The 19,288-nt window shown below is 72.7% G+C and carries 16 protein-coding genes, 1 pseudogene and 1 other annotated feature; of the genes and pseudogenes, 8 read left to right on the top strand and 9 right to left on the bottom strand.

The genetic code is table 11. From position 1 onward, the window contains the following. Positions 1–1,956, bottom strand: coding sequence for an AMP-binding protein (locus tag J1M37_RS06275; RefSeq protein ID WP_206452332.1), 1,956 nt, complete (start codon positions 1,954–1,956; stop codon positions 1–3). A gap of 216 nt (positions 1,957–2,172) precedes the next feature. Between J1M37_RS06275 and J1M37_RS06270 the strand changes: the two genes are divergently transcribed. From J1M37_RS06270 to J1M37_RS06255, 4 genes are read left to right on the top strand one after another with little or no spacing between them, the layout of a single operon-like run. After that, entirely contained in the window at positions 2,173–2,862 is a 690-nt protein-coding gene (locus J1M37_RS06270) for a GntR family transcriptional regulator (protein ID WP_020628108.1), read from the top strand. Beyond that, positions 2,859–4,385 carry an MmgE/PrpD family protein gene (locus tag J1M37_RS06265; RefSeq protein WP_206452331.1) on the top strand — a complete coding sequence of 509 codons (1,527 nt, stop codon included), beginning with the start codon at positions 2,859–2,861 and terminating at the stop codon, positions 4,383–4,385. Before J1M37_RS06270 ends, J1M37_RS06265 begins: the two co-directional genes overlap by 4 nt. Beyond that, on the top strand, positions 4,385–5,323 hold the full coding sequence (gene prpB, locus J1M37_RS06260) for a methylisocitrate lyase (protein ID WP_206452330.1): 939 nt from the start codon (positions 4,385–4,387) through the stop codon (positions 5,321–5,323). Before J1M37_RS06265 ends, prpB begins: the two co-directional genes overlap by 1 nt. Positions 5,324–5,379: 56 nt before the next feature. Continuing rightward, entirely contained in the window at positions 5,380–6,525 is a 1,146-nt protein-coding gene (locus tag J1M37_RS06255; RefSeq protein WP_036315727.1) for a bifunctional 2-methylcitrate synthase/citrate synthase, read from the top strand. A gap of 245 nt (positions 6,526–6,770) precedes the next feature. Here J1M37_RS06255 and J1M37_RS06250 read toward each other — a convergent pair whose 3' ends face one another. The 8 genes from J1M37_RS06250 to J1M37_RS06215 all read right to left on the bottom strand — a co-directional run bounded on the left by J1M37_RS06250 (position 6,771) and on the right by J1M37_RS06215 (position 15,757). Continuing rightward, entirely contained in the window at positions 6,771–8,480 is a 1,710-nt protein-coding gene (locus J1M37_RS06250; RefSeq protein WP_080695883.1) for a CTP synthase, read from the bottom strand. Positions 8,481–8,489: 9 nt separating this feature from the next. Further along, entirely contained in the window at positions 8,490–9,506 is a 1,017-nt protein-coding gene (gene xerD, locus J1M37_RS06245; RefSeq protein ID WP_036315732.1) for a site-specific tyrosine recombinase XerD, read from the bottom strand. Then, complete coding sequence (locus J1M37_RS06240; protein ID WP_073117429.1) at positions 9,503–10,210, bottom strand: NUDIX domain-containing protein; 708 nt, start codon at positions 10,208–10,210, stop codon at positions 9,503–9,505. Before J1M37_RS06240 ends, xerD begins: the two co-directional genes overlap by 4 nt. A 41-nt stretch (positions 10,211–10,251) precedes the next feature. Further along, on the bottom strand, positions 10,252–11,994 hold the full coding sequence (gene recN / locus J1M37_RS06235) for a DNA repair protein RecN (RefSeq protein WP_036383274.1): 1,743 nt from the start codon (positions 11,992–11,994) through the stop codon (positions 10,252–10,254). Next, entirely contained in the window at positions 11,991–13,079 is a 1,089-nt protein-coding gene (locus tag J1M37_RS06230) for an NAD kinase (RefSeq protein WP_036383271.1), read from the bottom strand. The genes recN and J1M37_RS06230 overlap by 4 nt, the downstream gene beginning before the upstream one ends. Positions 13,080–13,192: 113 nt before the next feature. Then, positions 13,193–14,035 (bottom strand): TlyA family RNA methyltransferase, encoded by an 843-nt coding sequence (locus tag J1M37_RS06225; RefSeq protein WP_073117428.1) that lies wholly within the window; start codon positions 14,033–14,035, stop codon positions 13,193–13,195. Continuing rightward, positions 14,028–14,858 (bottom strand): HAD-IIA family hydrolase, encoded by an 831-nt coding sequence (locus J1M37_RS06220; RefSeq protein WP_049147786.1) that lies wholly within the window; start codon positions 14,856–14,858, stop codon positions 14,028–14,030. Before J1M37_RS06220 ends, J1M37_RS06225 begins: the two co-directional genes overlap by 8 nt. Beyond that, complete coding sequence (locus tag J1M37_RS06215; protein ID WP_223247459.1) at positions 14,855–15,757, bottom strand: hypothetical protein; 903 nt, start codon at positions 15,755–15,757, stop codon at positions 14,855–14,857. The genes J1M37_RS06220 and J1M37_RS06215 overlap by 4 nt, the downstream gene beginning before the upstream one ends. A 957-nt stretch (positions 15,758–16,714) precedes the next feature. On the opposite strand from J1M37_RS06215, the gene J1M37_RS06210 reads away from it, so the two are divergent. From J1M37_RS06210 to J1M37_RS06195, 4 genes and pseudogenes are all read left to right on the top strand, one after another. Continuing rightward, positions 16,715–17,998, top strand: coding sequence for an IS256 family transposase (locus J1M37_RS06210; RefSeq protein ID WP_060974063.1), 1,284 nt, complete (start codon positions 16,715–16,717; stop codon positions 17,996–17,998). 62 nt (positions 17,999–18,060) lie between these two features. Then, a complete protein-coding gene (locus J1M37_RS06205; protein WP_036315702.1) occupies positions 18,061–18,393 on the top strand; it encodes a DUF3024 domain-containing protein in 333 nt (110 codons plus the stop codon). Positions 18,394–18,437: 44 nt separating this feature from the next. Next, entirely contained in the window at positions 18,438–18,635 is a 198-nt protein-coding gene (locus J1M37_RS06200; protein WP_010078466.1) for a hypothetical protein, read from the top strand. Positions 18,636–18,694: 59 nt separating this feature from the next. After that, positions 18,695–19,161 (top strand): annotated as a pseudogene (locus J1M37_RS06195) (transposase); the annotation flags it as partial. Further along, positions 18,994–19,128 (top strand) — a sequence feature (AL1L pseudoknot). Its footprint overlaps the pseudogene before it by 135 nt. Positions 19,162–19,288: the final 127 nt, after the last annotated feature.

The raw sequence follows: 19,288 nt of genomic DNA, 5'->3' as shown, positions 1-19,288 counted from the left end.
TCAGCGGGCCGGGCGCAGCACCCCGGCCAGGGCCTCGAGCACGGCGGGGTCCTCAATGGTCGAGGGCACCGCGTACTCCTCGCCGTCGGCCATCTGCCGCATGGTCTTGCGCAGGATCTTGCCCGAGCGGGTCTTGGGCAGCGCGTCCACCACGACGACGTCGCGGAAGTCCGCCACCGGGCCCACCTCGCGGCGCACCGCCTGACGCAGCTCGTCCAGGAGCGAGGCCTCGGCCTCGGAGCCGGCCTCGGGCGTCTCGACGCCGGACTTGAGGACCACGTAGCCCGAGGGCCGCTGGCCCTTGAGCGGGTCCGCGATGCCGATCACGGCACATTCGGCCACCGCCGGGTGGGCGGCCAGGGCGGCCTCGAGGACGCCCGTGGACAGCCGGTGCCCGGAGACGTTGATGACGTCGTCGGTGCGGCCGAGCACGAACACGTAGCCGTCCTCGTCCACGACGCCGGAGTCACCGGTCGCGTAATGGCCGGGGAACGCGCTGAGGTAGGAGTCGATGTAGCGCTGGTCGTCGCCCCACAGGGTGGGCAGGGTGCCCGGGGGCAGCGGCAGCCGCAGGGCGATGTTGCCCTCGGTCCCGGCGGGCACGGGCTCGCCCAGGCCGTCCAGGACCACGAGATCGACGCCCGGCGAGGGCACCGAGGACGAGCCGATCTTCACCGGCAGCTGCTCCAGGCCCACCGGGTTCGCCGCGATGGCCCACCCGGTCTCGGTCTGCCACCAGTGGTCGATCACCGGCATGCCCAGCAGGCCCTCGATCCACCGCTGCGTCTCCGGGTCCAGGCGCTCGCCCGCGGCGAAGAAGTGCCGCAGGGAGGACAGGTCGTGGTCCTTGAGCAGCTCGCCCTCGGGGTCGGCGCGGCGGATCGCGCGCAGCGCCGTGGGGGCCGTGAAGAAGGAGCGCACGCCGTGGTCCTCGATCAGCCGCCAGAACGCGCCGGCGTCGGGCGTGCCCACGGGCTTGCCCTCGTACATGACCGTGGTGGCCCCGGCCAGCAGCGGGCCGTAGACGATGTAGGAGTGCCCCACGACCCAGCCCACGTCCGAGGCCGTGCACATCGCCTGCCCCGGACCGACGTCGTAGATGTGCTCCATGGTCCAGCGCAGGGCGACGGCGTGGCCCCCGTTGTCCCGGACGACGCCCTTCGGCTTGCCCGTGGTGCCCGAGGTGTAGAGCACGTACAGCGGGTCGGTGGCCTGCACCGGGACGCAGTCGGCCGGCTCGGCGGCCGCGACGGCCTCGCCCCAGTCCTCCCAGCTCGCGCCCCCGCGCCCGTCGGCGTCCGCGAGCGCGGTCTCGAAGCCCTCGCGGTGGTGGACCAGCACCGTGCGCACGGGGTGCGCGGCGGTCTCGAGCGCCTCGGCCACGGCGGGCAGGTATTCGACCCGGCGCTTGGGCTCGATGCCGCCGGAGCAGGTGAGCACGACGTCGGGGGCGGCGTCGTCGATGCGGGAGGCGAGCTCGCGCGGGGCGAAGCCGCCGAAGACCACGGAGTGCACCGCGCCGAGCCGCGCGCACGCCAGCATCGCGATGTGGGCCTGCGGGATCATCGGCAGGTACACGAGGACGCGGTCGCCCTTGCCGACGCCGCGCGCGGCCAGGGCGCCGGCCAGGCGGGCCACCGCGTCCGTGAGCTCGGCGTACGTGTAGCGGGTGACCTCACCGGTCATCGCGGAGTCGTGGATCAGCGCGACGGCGTCCCCGCGGCCTGACTCGACGTGCCGGTCCAGGCAGTTGAAGGCGGTGTTCAGCTCGCCGTCCGGGAACCAGCGGTACAGGGGCGCGGCGGAGTCGTCGAGGGCGCGCGTGGGCGCCACGGTCCAGTCGATGGCGCGCGCCGCGTCGAGCCAGAACCCCTCGGGGTCGCGGAGGGAGCGGGCGTGGGCGTCGGCGTACGCGCCGGAGGGGCGGGCTTCGGTGGGGGCATCGTGGGTCGCCATGCGCCCAGGGTAGTGCCGTGGATCACACGGGGCAAGGGATCTGTATACATTTCTTGCCCCGCGAGGGAGGTGCGGCGGCGCGCGGGCGTCCCGCGCCGGGGACGCACCACCCAGCCCTCTCACGCCGGGCGACGCTCCCCGTGGACGGCGTCGCCCGGCGCGCGCATCGGACACACCCCCTGCCCTCGGCGGGACTGTTGTGTATACACTGGCGGCATGCGAGCGAGTGAGCGGGCGTACCAGGCCCTGAGGGCGGAGATCCTCGACTGGTCCCTCCCTCCGGGCGCGGGCCTGGGCGAGGTGGAGCAGGCCGAGCGCCTGGGCATCTCGCGCACCCCTCTGCGCGAGGCGCTCTCCCGCCTGGTGGCCGACGGCCTGGCCGAGCAGGCCCCGGGCCGGGGCATCGTCGTCGCCGACCTGTCCCTCGAACAGGCGGACCAGCTGTTCGACCTGCGCATCGCCCTCGAGTCCCTCCTGGCGCGCCGGGCCGCGCAGCGGGCCACCCCGGAGGCGGCCGAGCGGTTCACGGTCCTCGCGGGCCGTTTCCAGGAGGCCGAGGCGGCCCTGCGCGGCGGGACCGACCCCGCGGACTACTACGCGATGACGGCCGAGCTGGACAGCCGGCTGGACGAGGCCGCCGCGAACCCCTACCTCGTCTCCACCCTGCGCACCCTGCGCCTGCACCTGGCGCGCCTGCGCCGACTGGCCGCCGACGACCCGGCCCGCCTCGCGGCCTCCGCCGCGGAGCACGCGGACATCGCCGACGCCGTCGGCTCGGGCGCCGCGGACCTCGCGGAGGCGACCACGCGGGTCCACCTGCACCACGCCTTCCACCATCTGACCCGGCGCGGCCGCGCCGAGGAGACCCCGACCCTGCTGACCCCCACCGAAGGAGACCGACCATGAAGAACCATCACGTGCGCGTCCACCGCTCCGAGGAGAACCTCGAGCGCAAGGACCAGCTGGCCTGGAAGCTGGCCGAGGTGGCCGTCGACGACGTCGAGGTGCTGCCCGAGGTCGAGGAGATGATCATCAACCGGATCATCGACAACGCCTCCGTCGCCGTCGCCTCGCTGAAGCGCGGCCCGATCGTCGCCGCCCGCGCCCAGGCCCTGTCCCACCCGGTCTCCACCGGCGGTGCGGGCGCCTCCGTGTTCGGTGTGGAGCAGAAGGTCTCCCCCGAGTGGGCCGCGTGGGCCAACGGCGTGGCCGTCCGCGAGCTGGACTACCACGACACGTTCCTGGCCGCCGAGTACTCCCACCCGGGCGACAACATCCCGCCGATCCTCGCCGTCGCCCAGCACGCCGGCCGCTCCGGCAAGGACCTGATCCGCGGCATCGCCACCGGCTACGAGATCCAGGTGGACCTCGTGAAGTCCATCAACCTGTACGGCCACAAGATCGACCACGTGGCCCACATCGGCCCCTCCGCCTCCGCCGGCATCGGCACCCTGCTCGGTCTGGACACCGAGACCATCTTCCAGGCCATCGGCCAGGGCCTGCACACCACCACCGCCACCCGCCAGTCCCGCAAGGGCGAGATCTCCACGTGGAAGGCCCACGCCCCGGCGTTCGCCGGCAAGATGGCCGTCGAGGCCGTGGACCGCGCCATGCGCGGCCAGACCTCCCCCGTCCCGATCTACGAGGGCGAGGACGGCGTGATCGCCTGGCTGCTGGACGGCCCGGACGCCTCCTACGAGGTGCCGCTGCCCGAGCAGGGCGAGCCCAAGCGCGGCATCCTGGACACCTACACCAAGGAGCACTCGGCCGAGTACCAGGCCCAGGCCTGGATCGACCTGGCCCGCAAGCTCCACAGGGAGCACCCGGAGGCCACCGACCCGGCGAACGTCGAGTCGGTGCTGATCAAGACCTCGCACCACACCCACTACGTGATCGGCTCGGGCGCCAACGACCCGCAGAAGTACGATCCGACGGCCTCGCGCGAGACCCTCGACCACTCCATCCCCTACATCTTCACCGTGGCCCTGCAGGACGGCTCCTGGCACCACGTGGACTCCTACGCCCCCGAGCGCGCCCAGCGCGAGGACACCGTGGCCCTGTGGCACAAGGTGACCACCGTGGAGGACCCGGAGTGGACCCGCCGGTACCACTCGCTGGACCTCGCGGAGAAGGCGTTCGGCGGAGCGGTGGAGATCACCCTCAAGGACGGCACCGTCATCACCGACGAGATCGCCGTGGCCGACGCCCACCCGCTCGGCGCCCGGCCGTTCGCCCGCGAGCAGTACATCCAGAAGTTCCGCACCCTGGCCGAGGGCATCGTCTCGAAGGAGGAGCAGGACCGCTTCCTGGCCGCCGCCGAGCGCGTGGCGGAGCTGCAGCCCGGCGAGCTGGACCAGCTGAACATCCTGGCAGACCCGGCGTTCCTGTCCGAGGCCGACCTCGCCGCCGCCCCGAAGGGCCTGTTCTGATGCTGTACTCGACGAAGACGGCCGAACAGAAGCGGATCGACCTGCGGCAGACCCTGAAACAAGGCGGCGCCCAGCAGTTCCCGGGCGCGTTCACCCCGCTGACCGCCAAGCTGATCCAGGAGAAGGGCTTCCCCGGGGTGTACATCTCCGGTGGCGTGCTCGCGAACGAGCTGGGCCTGCCCGACGTCGGGCTGACCACGCTCACCGAGGTGGCCGTGCGCGGCGGGCAGATCGCCCGCCTCACGGACCTGCCGTGCCTCATCGACGCGGACACCGGCTTCGGCGAGCCGATGAACGTGGCCCGCACGGTGCAGGAGTTCGAGAACGCCGGCCTGGCCGGCTGCCACATCGAGGACCAGTTCAACCCCAAGCGGTGCGGCCACCTCGACGGCAAGAACATGGTGGAGCTCGACACCGCGGTCAAGCGCATCGCCGCCGCCGTCCACGCCCGCCGGGACCCGAACTTCCTCATCATGGCGCGCACCGACCTGCGTGCCGTGGAGGGCCTGGACGCCGCGATCGCCCGCATGAAGGCGCTCGTGGAGGCCGGTGCGGACGCGATCTTCCCGGAGGCCCTGAAGGACATCGGCGAGTTCGAGACCGTGTCTCGCGAGCTGGAGCCCCTCGGGGTCCCGGTCCTGGCGAACATGACCGAGTTCGGCAAGTCCGAGCTGTTCACCCGCCAGCAGCTGGCCGACGCCGGCGTCGCGATGGTGATCTACCCGGTCACCCTGCTGCGCTCCGCGATGGGCGCCGCCGAGCGCGTGCTCGACGCCATCAAGGAGGAGGGCACCCAGCAGTCGCAGGTGGAGCAGATGCTCACCCGCGCCCGCCTGTACGAGCTGGTGGACTACGAGGGCTACAACGCCTTCGACACGGGCATCTTCAACTTCGACGTGCCCACGCTCGACATCGGCGCCAACCACGCCGACCTCTGACCCGTCACCGGGCCCGCCCGTGCGCGGGCGGGCCCCACTCCCCGAGGAGGGACACCATGACCGAGACCGAGATCAAGAAGGGCCTGGCCGGCGTCGTCGTGGACACCACGGCGATCTCCAAGGTCAACCCGGAGACGAACTCCCTGCTGTATCGCGGCTATCCCGTGCAGGACCTGGCCGCGCAGCTGCCGTTCGAGGCCGTCGCGCTGCTGCTCTGGACGGGTGAGCTGCCCACGGACGAGGAGCTGACCGCGTTCGAGCGCTTCGAGCGCACCCACCGTGCCCTCGACCCGAAGGTGAAGCAGGCCATCGACCTGCTGCCCACCGACTGCCACCCCATGGACGTCGGCCGCACCGCCGTGTCCGTGCTCGGCGCGAACCACCCGAAGGCGGAGGACTCCTCCCCCGAGGCCGAGCTGGAGAAGGCCCAGGCGCTGTTCGCGGCGTTCCCAGCCGTCGTCGCCTACGACCAGCGCCGTCGCCGCGGCCAGGAGGTGGTGGAGCCGCGTGAGGACCTGGACTACTCGCAGAACTTCCTGTGGATGACGTTCGGCGAGGAGGCCGCCCCGGAGGTCGTGGACGCGTTCCGCGTCTCGATGGTGCTGTACGCCGAGCACTCGTTCAACGCCTCGACCTTCACCGCGCGCGTGATCACCTCGACGCTCTCCGACCTGCACTCGGCCGTGACCGGTGCGATCGGCGCGCTCAAGGGCCCGCTGCACGGCGGCGCCAACGAGGCCGTGATGCACACCTTCGACGAGATCGGCATCCGGAAGGAGGAGTCCCGTGAGGACGCCGCCGCCCGAGCGAAGGCATGGATGGAGGACGCCCTGGCCCAGAAGAAGAAGGTCATGGGCTTCGGCCACCGCGTCTACAAGAACGGCGACTCCCGCGTGCCCACCATGAAGGCCGCACTGGACCGGATGATCGAGCACTACGGCCGCGAGGAGATGCTCGGCCTGTACGACGGTCTGGAGCAGGCCATGGACGAGGCCAAGCAGATCAAGCCGAACCTCGACTACCCCGCCGGCCCGACGTATCACCTCATGGGCTTCGACACCGAGCTGTTCACGCCGATCTTCATCGCCTCACGCATCACCGGCTGGACCGCCCACATCATGGAGCAGCGCGCCGCGAACGCGCTGATCCGCCCGCTCTCGGCCTACGACGGCCCCGAGCAGCGGGAGCTGCCGGCGGGCTGAGCCTCGTGAGGGGCGGTCGGGGCGACTTGTCGGAGGTGTAGACGCAGATCACCTCCGACACGTCGCCCCATTCGCTCGCGGCGCGGTGCCGCGTGCACGACGACGGCGGGTCGCCCCGGGTGGGGCGGCCCGCCGTCGTCGTGTCGTCATCGGTGCGACGCCCTCGCAGAGTGGTCACGACACGCCGCGTGCCGGGCGCGGCGACGGCGTGTCGTGACCACTGTGTCGGGCCGGTCGTCGGCCCCTCAGCGCCGGGCCGCCGCGTCGGCGCGGCGGGCCAGGCCGGCGGCGACGAGGCCGGCGAACAGCGGGTGCGGGCGGGTCGGCCGGGAGGAGAACTCCGGGTGGGCCTGCGTGGACACGTAGTACGGGTGCACGTCCCGGGGCAGCTCCACGAACTCCACGAGGGCGCCGTCCGGGGAGGTGCCGCAGATCGCGAGACCGGCCTCCTCGAGGCGGTCGCGGTAGGCGTTGTTCACCTCGTAGCGGTGGCGGTGGCGCTCGGTCACCTCGGTGGTGCCGTAGGCCTCGGCCACCACGGAGCCCGGGCGCAGGGTCGCGGGGAAGGCGCCCAGGCGCATGGTGCCGCCGAGGTCCCCCTCGCCGGCCACGATCTGCTCCTGCTCGGCCATGGTGGCGATCACGGGCGAGGCGGTCTCCGGGTCGAACTCGGTGGAGTCCGCGTCCTCCAGGCCGAGGACGTTGCGGGCGTACTCGATGACCATGGACTGCAGGCCCAGGCACAGACCCAGCGTCGGGATCCGCTGCTCGCGGGCGTGCCGCAGCGCGCCGAGCTTGCCCTCGAGCCCGCGCACGCCGAAGCCGCCGGGCACACACACGGCGTCGACGTCCGCGAGCGCCACCGCCGCGCCCTCGGGGGTGGCGCACTCGTCCGCGGCCACCCAGCGGATGCCCACCTTGGCCCGGTGGGCGAAGCCACCGGCGCGCAGCGCCTCGGTGACGGACAGGTAGGCGTCCGGCAGGTCCACGTACTTGCCCACGAGCGCCACCGTGAGCTCGTGCTCCGGGTGGTGCACGGCGTCCATGAGGGCATCCCACGCGGTCCAGTCCACGTCCTTGAACTTCAGGTCCAGGGACTGCACCACGTGGGCGTCGAGGCCCTGGTCATGGATGACGCGGGGGATGTCGTAGATGGAGGGGGCGTCGGCGCAGTTGACGACGGCGTCCTGCGGGACGTCGCACATGCGGGCGATCTTGCCGCGGACATCGTCGGGGACGGCCCGGTCCGAGCGCAGCACGATCGCGTCCGGCTGGATGCCGATCGAGCGCAGGGCGGCCACGGAGTGCTGGGTGGGCTTGGTCTTGAGCTCCTGCGAGGGGCCGATGTACGGCACGAGGGAGACGTGCAGGAAGAAGACGTCGTCGCGGCCGACGTCCTGGCGGACCTGGCGGGCGGCCTCGAGGAAGGGCTGCGACTCGATGTCGCCGACGGTGCCGCCGATCTCCGTGATGATCACGTCCGGGGCGGGGCGGTCGCCGCGGGGCTCCGCGGGCAGGCGCATCCGGCGGCAGATCTCGTCGGTGATGTGCGGGATGACCTGGACGGTGTCCCCGAGGTACTCGCCGCGGCGCTCGCGGGCGATCACGGTGGAGTACACCTGGCCGGTGGTCACGTTGTCCAGGCCGTCGAGGTCCTCGTCGAGGAAGCGCTCGTAGTGGCCGATGTCCAGGTCCGTCTCGGCGCCGTCCTCGGTGACGAACACCTCGCCGTGCTGGAACGGGTTCATGGTGCCCGGGTCCACGTTGAGGTAGGGGTCGAGCTTCTGCATCACCACCCTGAGCCCGCGCGCCTTGAGCAGGTGGCCGAGCGAGGAGGCCGTGAGCCCCTTGCCGAGGGAGGAGGCGACACCGCCGGTCACGAACACGTGACGGGTGACGCGCGTGGACGTCTGAGTACGAGAAGTTCGTTTCACCACGGATTTTGAGCGTATCAGGTGCGGGGCTCAGCGCGCGCGCGGATGCGCGGCGGAGTAGACCTCGCGCAGGGAGTCCACGGTGACGAGGGTGTACACCTGCGTGGTGGTCACGGACGCGTGCCCGAGCAGCTCCTGGACCACGCGGACGTCCGCGCCGCCGGCCAGCAGGTGCGTGGCGAAGCAGTGGCGCAGGGTGTGGGGCGAGACGTCCGCCTCGAGGCCGGCGCGCTCGGCCGCCCGCTTCAGCACGGCCCACGCGGACTGCCGGGAGAGCCGGCCCCCGCGGGCGTTGACGAACAGGGCGGGCGTGGAGCGTGTGACTCCCGTCATGATCGTGGGCCGTCCCCGCACCAGCCATGCGTCGAGCGCGGCGGCCGCGTAGGAGCCGATCGGCACCACGCGCTCCTTGGACCCCTTGCCGAACAGGCGGACCACGGGCTGGCCGCCGTCGTCCCCGGTCTGCGCGAGCCCCACCACGTCGTCGACGTCGAGGCCGACCACCTCGGAGATGCGGGCGCCGGTGCCGTAGAGGAACTCGAGCAGCGCGCGGTCCCGCAGTCCGGCGGGGGTGTCGACGGGCACGGCCTCCAGCAGCGCCGTCACCTGCTCCACGGGGAGCGCCTTCGGCAGGCGGTCGCCCGGCTTCGGCGGGTGGACGTCGCGGGCGGGGTCGGCGGGCGTGAGTCCCTCGAGGGCCCAGAACCGGTGCAGGCCGCGCACGGCCGCGAGCACGCGGGCCGCCGAGCGGACCGCGAGGGGCCGCCCGCCGTCCTCGCCGGTGCCCAGCGCCCGCAGGAAGCCGGAGACGTGGCCGGGGTCGACGTCGGCGGGGGCGCGCACCCCGTGGGCTTCGAGCCAGCGGCGGTAGCGCTCGAGGTCGCGGCGGTAGGCGGCCAGCGTGTTCGCGGCGAGGCCCCGCTCGACGGCCAGGTGCTCCAGGTGGCGGCGGAACGGGGCCGCGAGCGCGGACTCCGCGCCCCGGCCCCCACGGCTCCCACGGGCCTCGGCCTCGCCGCTCCCCCGGGCGGCCGGGTCGGTGCTCACGCGGGCCAGTCCGCCCCGGGGCCGTGGCGGTCCGGGACGAAGGGGGCGTCCACGGGGCGCAGGCGCCGCCACCCCTGGGCGCGGTGGGCGCACAGGGCGAGGATCGCCACGACCGTGGAGGGGTTGTGCACGCGCCCATCCAGGACGGCGTCGGTCACCTCGTCGACGCCGACCCACACGAGCGGCATGGCGGCCTCCTCGTCCTGCCGGACGTGCCGCTCGCCGTCGGGGATCTCTTCGATCTGACGGGCCAGGAACACGCGGATCGCCTCGCTGGAGCCGCCCGGGGTCGTGTAATAGTCGACGAGGGTGTGCCACTCGCGGGCGCGCAGGTCGGCCTCCTCGGCCAGCTCACGGACGGCGACCTGGTGGAGGTCCTCCCCGTCCACGTCCCGCAGGCCCGCCGGGATCTCCCACAGCTCCATGCCCACGGGGTGGCGGTACTGGCGGACGAGGGCCACCTGCTCGCGGGGGCCAGTGGTGGTGAGCTTGGTGCGGACCGCGAGGATCGCCACCGCGCCCGGGTGCACCATCAGCTCCCGGGTCAGGGGATCCTGGGACTTGTCCGCCGGATCCAGGCGGAACGACTCCCGGGCGATGTCCCACACTCGGCCTTCGTAGACGGTCTTCGACTTCTTCACCGGGCGGGGGACGTGCAGGTCGCGCAGGGGCGAGCGTCCCGCGGACGCGGGGATCTCAGGCATGGGGCGATCCTTTCATGTCGGGGCGGCGTCCGCGGACCGGGTCAGCCGCGTTCGCGGGCGGAGGACTCGAGCAGCTCCCGGGCGTGCTCGCGGGCCGCCGCGGAGTCCCCGTGCCCGGCGAGCATGCGGGCGAGCTCCTCGACCCGTTCGTCGGCCGTCAGCGTCACGACGTCGGAGGTGGTCACACCCGCGGCCGGGTCCGAGTTCTTCTCCACCCGCACGTGCCGGTCCGCGTAGGCGGCGACCTGGGGCAGGTGCGTCACGGCGATGACCTGCACGTGGCGGGCGAGCCGGGCCAGGCGGGCCCCGATCCGCACGGCGGCCTCACCGCCCACGCCGGCGTCGACCTCGTCGAACACGAAGGTGGGCACCGGGTCCGTGGCGGCCAGGACCACCTCGAGGGCGAGCATCACGCGGGAGAGCTCGCCGCCGGAGGCGCCGCGGCCCAGGGGCCGGGGCTCGACGCCCGCGTGGGGGCGCAGGGCGAGCGTGACGTCCTCAGCGCCGTACGGGCCGAGACCGTCCCCGGCGACCGGCGTCAGTCCCACGTGGAAGGAGGCGTCCGGCATGAACAGGGCGTGCAGCTCCTCGGTCACCGCGGTCTCGAGCCGCTCGGCGGCCGCGGTGCGCAGGGCGGTGAGGGTCGCGGCCCGTTCGCGCAGCGCGGCGTCGAGCCGGTCGACCTCCGCCTCGAGCTCCTCGAGGCGGCCGGAGTCGCCCTGCAGCTCGTCCAGGCGCGGACGCTGGGTCCGGGCCCAGTCGATCACGTCGGCGAGCTCCGGCCCGTAGAGCCGCTGCAGTCGTGTGAGCTCGGCCAGCCGCGACTGGGCCGCGTCGAGGTCGGAGGCCGCGTCGGCGTCCAGGTCAGCGGTGTAGCGGGCCAGGTCGCCGGCGATGTCCGTGAGCACGACGGCGGCCTCGGCCAGGCGCGCGGCCGCGGCGGCGAGCTCGGGGTCGTCGCCGGGGGCGGCGAGCACGGCCTGCTGCGCCGCCTCCACGAGGCTGACGGCGCCGGGGGTCTCGTCCATCGTGTCCACGTCGGGGCCGGCCAGTCGGGCGTGTGCCTCCCCGGAGGCGGCGCGCAGCTCCTCGACGTCCTCGAGCCGGCGGATGAGAGCCCGCAGCTCCTCGTCCTCGCCCTCCTGCGGCTCGGCGAGGTCGATCTCCTCGAGCGAGCGCTGGAGCGCCTCGGCTTCGCGGGCCCGCTCTTGGCGGTGGGCGGTGAGCTCCTCGCGCTCCCGACGCGCGGCGGTCCAGGCGGCGTGGTCCGCGCGGTAGGCGCGCAGGGCCGCGGCGAGCTCGGCGCCGCCGAACGCATCGAGGGCGTGCCGCTGGGCGTCGGCGCCCTGGAGGCGGACCTGGTCGTTCTGGCCGTGCACGGCCACGAGGGTCGCCCCGATCTCGGCAAGCAGGCCGACGGGCACGGTCCGCCCGCCGGCGGCGGCGCGCGAGCGGGTCCCCTCCCCGGACGCCGTGACGCTGCGGCTCAGGACGAGCTCCCGGACGCCCTCGTCGGCCTCGTCCAGCACGGCCCCGGCGTCCTCGGCGAGGGCGAGCGCGGCGTGCGCCTCGGGCAGGCGGACGCCGGCGTCCACGACGGCACGGGACGAGCCCCGGCGGACCGCGCCCGCGTCGGCGCGAGCGCCGAGCAGCAGGCCCAGGGCGGTGACCACCATGGTCTTGCCGGCGCCGGTCTCGCCGGTGACGACGGTGAAGCCGGGGTCCAGGTCCACGGTGGCCTCGCCGATCACGCCGAGCCCCGAGATCCTCAGATGGTCGATCATGCGTCCTCCCCGGGGTGACGCGCCCCGCGGTCGCGGTGGCGCTGGATGTCCGCGGGCGAGAGCACCGACAGCGGCATGGTGGCCGGTTCGACGACGTCGGGACGCGGCCCCGCGTGCCGCGGCTCGACGGTCTCCACCGCGTGGAGCACGCCCGCCCGCTCCTGGGCGGTGACGGGGCCGCGCCAGCCGTCCGTGGGCAGCCGGAACTTGCGCACGAGCCGTTCCGCGAAGGGCGTCGGGTTGAGACGGGCCAGGCGCACCGGCTCCGCCGACCGGGACACCTCGATCCGGGCCTGCGGCGGCAGTTCGACGGTGCGCCGGCCGTCACACCACAGCACACCGGTCTCGCGGGTGCGGGTGAGCACGTCCACGCCGATCGTGGAGCGCGGACCCACCACGAGGGGGCGGGTGAACAGGGCGTGGGCGCTGATGGGCACGCACAGCAGGGCCTCCACGGAGGGCCACACGACGGGGCCCCCGCCGGAGAAGGCGTAGGCGGTGGAGCCGGTGGGGGTGGCCAGGACGACGCCGTCGCAGCCGAAGGCCGTCAGCGGCGAGTTGTCCACGGAGACGACCACCTCGAGCATCCGCTCCCGGTGGGACTTCTCCACGGAGGCCTCGTTGAGGGCCCACGTGCGGGCCACCTCGCGGCCCTCCACGAGCACGACGACGTCCAGGGCCATGCGCTCGATCACCACGTAGGACTCCGAGGCGATCGCCTGGACGGTGCGGTGCAGGTCGGTGCGCTCGGACTCGGCGAGGAAGCCGACGTGGCCCAGGTTCACCGCCAGCAGTGGCACGTTGTGGCCGCGGACGAAGTCGGCCGCCCGCAGCACCGAGCCGTCGCCGCCGAGGACGAGGCCGAGGGTGATGTCCTCGAGCTCGCAGTCGACCCCGAGGGCCTCCGGCGCGAACTCCGGGGGGTCCCCCGCGGCCGCGCGGATGGCGGCCACGTCCTGTTCGAGCATGACGCTGACCAGGCCCTCCTCCGCGAACATGCGGGTGGCCTGCAGCGCCGCGCTGATGGCGTCCTCGCGGCCCGTGTGGGTCAGGACGAGGACACGACGTCCGGGGGTGTAGGGCATGGTTCCTTCCGCGAGCCGGGGTGCCGGGCACTGCGCTCCAGGATAGCCACGAGATCGGACACGCGAACCGGTGGCCCCGCGCCCGTGGACGGGCGGCGCCCCCCGGACGCGGGTCAGGACCAGTCGATGTGGGCGCCCCGGACCCACCCGGCGGCGCGCTCGTCGGCGGGCGTGGCCGGGCTCGTCCTGCCGGCCGGGTCGTCGGCCGCGGTGGCGTCGGGGCGGTGGAGCCGCAGGAAGAACTCGGCGTTCCCGTCCTGGCCGGCCAGGCCGGATCGGGTGAGGCCGCGGGGGGCGAGGCCGGCGCCCAGCGCGGCCGCGGCCACCCCGGCGACGGCGTCGCGGCGGGCGTCCGGATCGGTGACGACGCCGGAGCGCGGCAGGGCGCGCCGCCCGACCTCGAACTGGGGCTTGACCATGAGCAGCAGCTCCGCGCCGGGTCGGCACACGCCCGCGAGCGGGGCGAGGACGAGGCGCAGCGAGATGAAGGACAGGTCGGAGACCACCAGGTCCACCGGACCGTCGATGTCCTCGGCCCTGAGGTCGCGGACGTTGAGCCCCTCGCGCACGAGGACGCGGGGGTCGGCCTGGACGGGCGGGGCCAGCTGGTCGTGGCCCACGTCGACGGCGGCCACCCGTTCGGCGCCCCGCTCGAGGAGGACCTGGGTGAATCCGCCGGTGGAGGCCCCGGCGTCGAGCGCCCGGCGGCCGGCCACGGCGACGTCCGGGAATGCCTCGAGCGCGCTGACGAGCTTGTGGGCCGCACGGGAGACGTACCGCGGGCCCGGGTCGCGCAGGCGCAGCGTGGCGTCGGCGGCCACGCGGTCGGAGGGCCGGCGCACCGGGCGGCCGTCGAGGAGGACCTGCCCCGCGCGGATGAGCGCCGCGCCCTCCGTGCGGGAGCGGGCCAGGCCCCGGGCGGCCAGGGCGACGTCGGCGCGTGCGGTCTCAGCCACGCCGTGGGTCCGCGAAGGCCTCGGCCCCGCCGGCGAGCAGAGCGGGCAGGTGCGCACGGACCCACGTGGGCCGGTCCGGCCCGGGGGCGGCGGCCGCGGTCTCGCGCGTGTCGATGCCGGTCAGGACGAGCACCGTGTCGAACCCCGCCGCGTTGCCGCCGCGGATGTCCGTGTCCAGGCGGTCGCCGACCACGAGGGGACGGGCCAGGCCGAGGGCCTCGGCCGCCGTCCGGAACAGTCGTGGCTCGGGCTTGCCCGCCGCGACGGGCGCGGTGCCGGTGGCCCGGCCCACCGCCTCGACGAGGGCCCCGTTGCCGGGGGCGATCCCCTCCGCGCGCGGGATCGAGGTGTCCAGGTTGGTGGCGACCCAGGTGGCCCCGGCGCGCACGGCGTACGCCGCCTCCGCCAGATCGGCCCAGCCGAGACCGGGGTCGAAGCCCTGGATCACCGCGTCGGGACGCTGCGCCGCGGACGCGACCACCTCGTAGCCCCGCTCCTCGACCACGGCGCGCAGGTACGCCGAGCCGACCACGAGCACCCGGCCGGTGCGGCGGCCGAGCGTCTCCTCGAGCAGGTCGACGCCCGCCGGTGCGGAGCCGAAGACCTGCCCCGCCTGCGCGGGCACCCCGAGCGTGCGGAGATGCTCGGCCACAGACTCCGGCGCGCGGGAGGCGTTGTTCGTCACGAACCCGACCGGCACGCCCCGTTCCTGCAGCGTCGACAGCGTCTCGACCGCCCCGGCGATCGCGCCGCCTCCGGCGTAGACGACGCCGTCCAGGTCGCACAGCAGCCCGTCGTGACCGGCGAAGAACGTGGCGCTCACCGCTCGTCCGCCTCCGGGGCCTCGAGGGCGTCGAACAGCGACAGCTGGTTCGGGTCGACCTCGTCCGGCGCGTCGACGGCGGCCGGCGGCTCTGCGGCGGCCTCCGGCCGGGGCGCCTCGGTCGGCTCCGTGGCGGCCTCCGGCTCCTCGGCCGGGGATCCGTCCGCCGTCGGCTCCGCACCGGCCTCGGCCGCATACCGCTCGTGGCGCCGTTCGCGGGGGGACGGGCGGCGGTCCCGGGGGTCCTCGACCGGCTCGGTGTCCACGTCGATGATCTCCGGGTCCGCGAACCCGCCCACGCCGAGGGCCTTCTCCGCGACGCGCACGGCACGCGCCCAGAGCCGAGCCTCGTCGCGGCGCCCCAGGGCGAGCAGCACGTCGGCCTGACGCTGGAACAGCCGGGGAGAGAAGGGGTAGCCGCGCCGCCGGTCCAGTTCCGGGATCTGCAGGGCCTCATGGGCACCCTGAAGGTCGCCGGCGTCCTCGCGGATGCCGGAGACGACCATGGCCAGCTCGGCCCGCGCCGCCCGGTCCAGACGCGAGGCATCCACCTCGGCGGCCAGCTGCAGGGCCTTCTCCGTGCGGCCGAGGGCACGCTCGCTGTCCACCTGCGCGGCGATGTGGGTGTCGTCGCCCGTCATGCGCCGGTAGGTGCGGAACTCGCGCAGCGCGTCGGCGTACTCCCCCGCCGCGTAGGCGGTGAGCGCGACTGCCTCGCGCACGCGTGAGAGGCGGCCGCCCTTGCGGGACGCGGCGAGGGCGTGCTGGAACGCCAGCGCCGGGTCGACGTCCAGGTAGCGGCCGGCCATCACGAGATGCTTGGCGACCCAGCTGGCAGGACGCTCGTCAAGGCCGTTGATCTCCTTGAGCGTGCCGCGGTCGAGCTCCTGGCCCGTCACGTCCGGGTCGATGTCCGGAGAGCGCTCCTGGTCCGCACGATTCGCCGCTCGGAGGTCACCGGGATTGTGCGCGGGTCGTTCGGCGCGGTCCTCGCGACGAGGGCCCGTCGGCGCACCGCGGCGCTCGGGGCGTCCGCCCCCCTGGCCCGGGCCGCGCCGCCGGTCCTCGTGAGGCCCGCCGGAGCGGCGCCGGTCACCGGCACCGCTGCGAGGACGTCCGTCGCGGTCACCGCCACGACGCCGGCCATCACCGCCACCACGGGGCCCGCGGCCCTCGGATCCGCGGTCCTCGCGGCGCTCTCGGGGGGTGTCCTCAGCCATGGTGTCCTTCCTGGGCGTCACGCCGCGACGGTCCGCGGGAACGCGGTCTCTGTTCCTCATGTGCCGGCCTCGCGGCCGGGTCCTCAGGGGACCAGGCTAGTGCCCGGAGCCTGTGGCAGACCGTCCTTGCGGGGAAAGCAGTCCAGAAATGCGGGAAGGGCCTCGCACCCAACGGTGCGAGGCCCTCCCTCAAAGAATGTCCGGCGGCGACCTACTCTCCCACAACCTCCCGGCTGCAGTACCATCGGCGCTGTGGGCCTTAGCTTCCGGGTTCACGGACGACCTGCTCGGGGGTGTGACGCTTCCTGCTGTTCGTCATGATCTGACCAGTCTCCCTGCCCGCGACCGCGGGCAACAGGACGACTCTCATAACGACTGGACCTACGAAACGGGGTCAGCCCACTTCGACCGCGGCGTGCTTCTCGTGGGCGAAGAGGACGCTGAGGTGTTCTTTTTGGCGGTCGGTCAGCAGGCTCATCCCGGTGTGGAGGGTGCGGCGCAGTTGCGTCCGGCAGAGTGGTGTACGAATCCCGCAGCACGTTGACTCCGGTTGGCGTGTCGACCGCGAAGTAGAAGCGGTCACCGCGGGAGGCTTTCGAGGAAACTCTCACATCCCACTCGAAAGGGACACCCGCGATGACCGCTCCCCACGATATCGACCCCCAGGCGTTTCTGTCCGATCTGCTCACCCAGGCCTCGCCGGACTTGATGCGTCAGATGCTCACCACCTTCATCAATGCCCTGCTGTCGGCCGAGGCTGACAGCGTGTGCGGCGCCGCCTACGGCGCCCGCTCGGATGAGCGCACCAACCGGCGTAACGGCTACCGGCACCGGGACCTGGACACCCGCGCCGGCACCATCGACGTCGCGATCCCGAAACTGCGCGAAGGCACCTACTTTCCCGACTGGCTCCTGGAGCGGCGCCGCCGCGCCGAGGCAGCGCTGACCACGGTGGTCGCCACCTGCTACCTGCTCGGCGTCTCCACCCGCCGGATGGACAAACTGGTGCAGACTCTCGGCATCACGGGCCTGTCGAAATCGCAGGTCTCAGAGATGAGTAAAGACCTGGATGCACCGGTCGAAGCGTTCCGCACCCGGCCGCTCGATGCTGGGCCGTATCGGTTTGTCGCCGCCGACGCGCTCGTGCTCAAAGTGCGTGAACACGGCCGGGTCGTCAAGGTCGCCGCCATGGTCGCCACCGGCATCAACAACGACGGCTACCGCGAGATCTTCGGCCTGCAACTGGGCACCGCGGAGACCAGGGAGGGGTGGCTCGGGTTCTTCCGTGATCTGGCTGCCCGCGGCCTGTCGGGGGTGGAGCTGATCACCTCCGATGCCCATGCCGGGCTGGTCGAAGCGGCCGGGGCGGTGTTCGGGACGGCGCAGTGGCAGCGCTGCCGCACCCACTACGCGGCCAACCTGATGGCGGTGTGCCCGAAGTCGCAGTGGCCCGCGGTGAAAGCGCTGCTGCACAGCGTCTACACCCAGCCCGACGTCGAGGCGGTGATCGCCCAGTACGAGCACATGATCGACAGCCTGGCCACCCATCTGCCGGCCGCTGCCGAGCACCTCGAGGGCGCCCGCGATGAGGTGCTCACGTTCACGAAGTTCCCGAAGGAGGTGTGGAAGAAGATCTGGTCGAACAACCCGAACGAACGGCTCAACAAGGAGATCCGGAGACGCACCGACGTCGTCGGCATCTTCCCCAGCCGAGTCGCGGTGATTAGACTCCTCGGCGCGGTGCTGGCCGAGCAGCACGACGAATGGACCGAATCACGGCGCTACATGAGCCTGGAATTGCTGACCGCGACCGACACGATGCTCGCCGAAGCAGCCGCGAAAGCCGCGGCTGAACAAGCCGCCCTACAGGTCAGCGACACCATGACCGACGACCCCGGCCACGCGGCACTCGCCGCCTGACAACCCACCCGACCACGAGGAACCCGACAAAGCCTCGATGCACCACTCAAAAGGACTTGACCATGGCTATGCCCGAGACCGACCTGCTGCGCATCGGCCGCTGGTGCCGTGAACGCGTGCCCGAGCACCTGTGGGATCAGGTGAGAGTAGAAGCCGAGATCGCCGACCGGCACGTCACGATCATCGAGACGCGGCCGCCGTGGGACGGGCAGGGCGACTGGACGCGGTTCCCGGTCGCGCGCCTGCGATACACCGTCAAGACCGGCCAGTGGAGCATCTACTGGCGTGACCGGCACATGAAGTTCCACGAGTACACGAAGAGGCGCCCGACGAAGAACGTCCAGAGTCTGCTCGACTACATCGGCAGCCACCAGGATCCGATCTTCTGGGGCTGAGAGCTCCCACGGCCGTGTCGGTACTCACCGCTACGGTCGGGAGTATGAGCGAAGAGCAATGGGATGAAGCGGCCTTCCGCGCATCGATCCCGGCCGCGCGCGAGAAGGTTGAGTTTGCCGCAAGGTTCTGCGAGATCGGCCCCTCACAGCCCCGCTGGGATAGTCACCGTCCCGTCGTCGAGTTGATCTTCTATCTCTGCAAGCTCGACTACGACATCAAGGTGCTCCTGCTGCCTTCCTGACCGATTGAAGCGCCCTGGGTTTGTTGGAGACTCCTGACCTTGGAAACGAGGATGGAGTTATGCCGAAAGAGCAGACAGCGGGGAAGCCGACGACGCGTCGGTATTCGCCGGAGGAGAAGGCCGCGGCGGTCCGGATGGTGAGGACGCTGCGTGCCGAGCTGGGAACCGAGCATGGGACTGTGCAGCGGGTCGCGACGCAGCTCGGGTACGGGGTCGAGTCCGTGCGGATGTGGGTCAAGCAAGCCGACATTGACGACGGCGTCACCTCTGACGTGAGCAGCGCTGAGGCGCAGCGGGTGCGTGAGCTGGAGCAGGAGGTCCGGGAGTTGCGGCGGGCCAACGAGGTCCTCAAGCGTGCTGCGTCTTTCTTCGGGGCGGAGCTCGACCGCCACTACCGGAAGTAGTCGCGTTCATCGACGCGAACAAGGATGACCTGGTCGACGGTCGCCGGCTCGGAGTCGAGCTCATCTGCAGGCTGCTGCAGGTGGCTCCGAGCAGCTACTACGCCGCCAAGACCCGCGCCCCCTGTCAAGGGCCATTGAGTTCTGCCCATAGGCGGCCAGTGTTTCTTCCCGCTGGTGGCCATCAGAACTGCCCACTGGTGGCCAGCTGGTTTGCCCGTTTGGGTGGTGGTGCTGGCCACCGTGATGGGA

It is taken from the genome of Micrococcus sp. KRD012, assembly GCF_017168555.1.
GTDB lineage: Bacteria > Actinomycetota > Actinomycetes > Actinomycetales > Micrococcaceae > Micrococcus > Micrococcus luteus.
The sequence above is the reverse complement of the archived record's forward strand: the minus strand, read 5'-3'. Positions and strand labels throughout refer to the sequence as shown.

Coding starts and splice junctions, on each gene's coding strand:
- J1M37_RS06275 (WP_206452332.1), bottom strand. CDS start 1,956: ATGGCGACCCACGATGCCCCCACCGAAGCCCGCCCCTCCGGCGCGTAC.
- J1M37_RS06270 (WP_020628108.1), top strand. CDS start 2,173: ATGCGAGCGAGTGAGCGGGCGTACCAGGCCCTGAGGGCGGAGATCCTC.
- J1M37_RS06265 (WP_206452331.1), top strand. CDS start 2,859: ATGAAGAACCATCACGTGCGCGTCCACCGCTCCGAGGAGAACCTCGAG.
- prpB (WP_206452330.1), top strand. CDS start 4,385: ATGCTGTACTCGACGAAGACGGCCGAACAGAAGCGGATCGACCTGCGG.
- J1M37_RS06255 (WP_036315727.1), top strand. CDS start 5,380: ATGACCGAGACCGAGATCAAGAAGGGCCTGGCCGGCGTCGTCGTGGAC.
- J1M37_RS06240 (WP_073117429.1), bottom strand. CDS start 10,210: ATGCCTGAGATCCCCGCGTCCGCGGGACGCTCGCCCCTGCGCGACCTG.
- recN (WP_036383274.1), bottom strand. CDS start 11,994: ATGATCGACCATCTGAGGATCTCGGGGCTCGGCGTGATCGGCGAGGCC.
- J1M37_RS06230 (WP_036383271.1), bottom strand. CDS start 13,079: ATGCCCTACACCCCCGGACGTCGTGTCCTCGTCCTGACCCACACGGGC.
- J1M37_RS06210 (WP_060974063.1), top strand. CDS start 16,715: ATGACCGCTCCCCACGATATCGACCCCCAGGCGTTTCTGTCCGATCTG.
- J1M37_RS06205 (WP_036315702.1), top strand. CDS start 18,061: ATGGCTATGCCCGAGACCGACCTGCTGCGCATCGGCCGCTGGTGCCGT.
- J1M37_RS06200 (WP_010078466.1), top strand. CDS start 18,438: ATGAGCGAAGAGCAATGGGATGAAGCGGCCTTCCGCGCATCGATCCCG.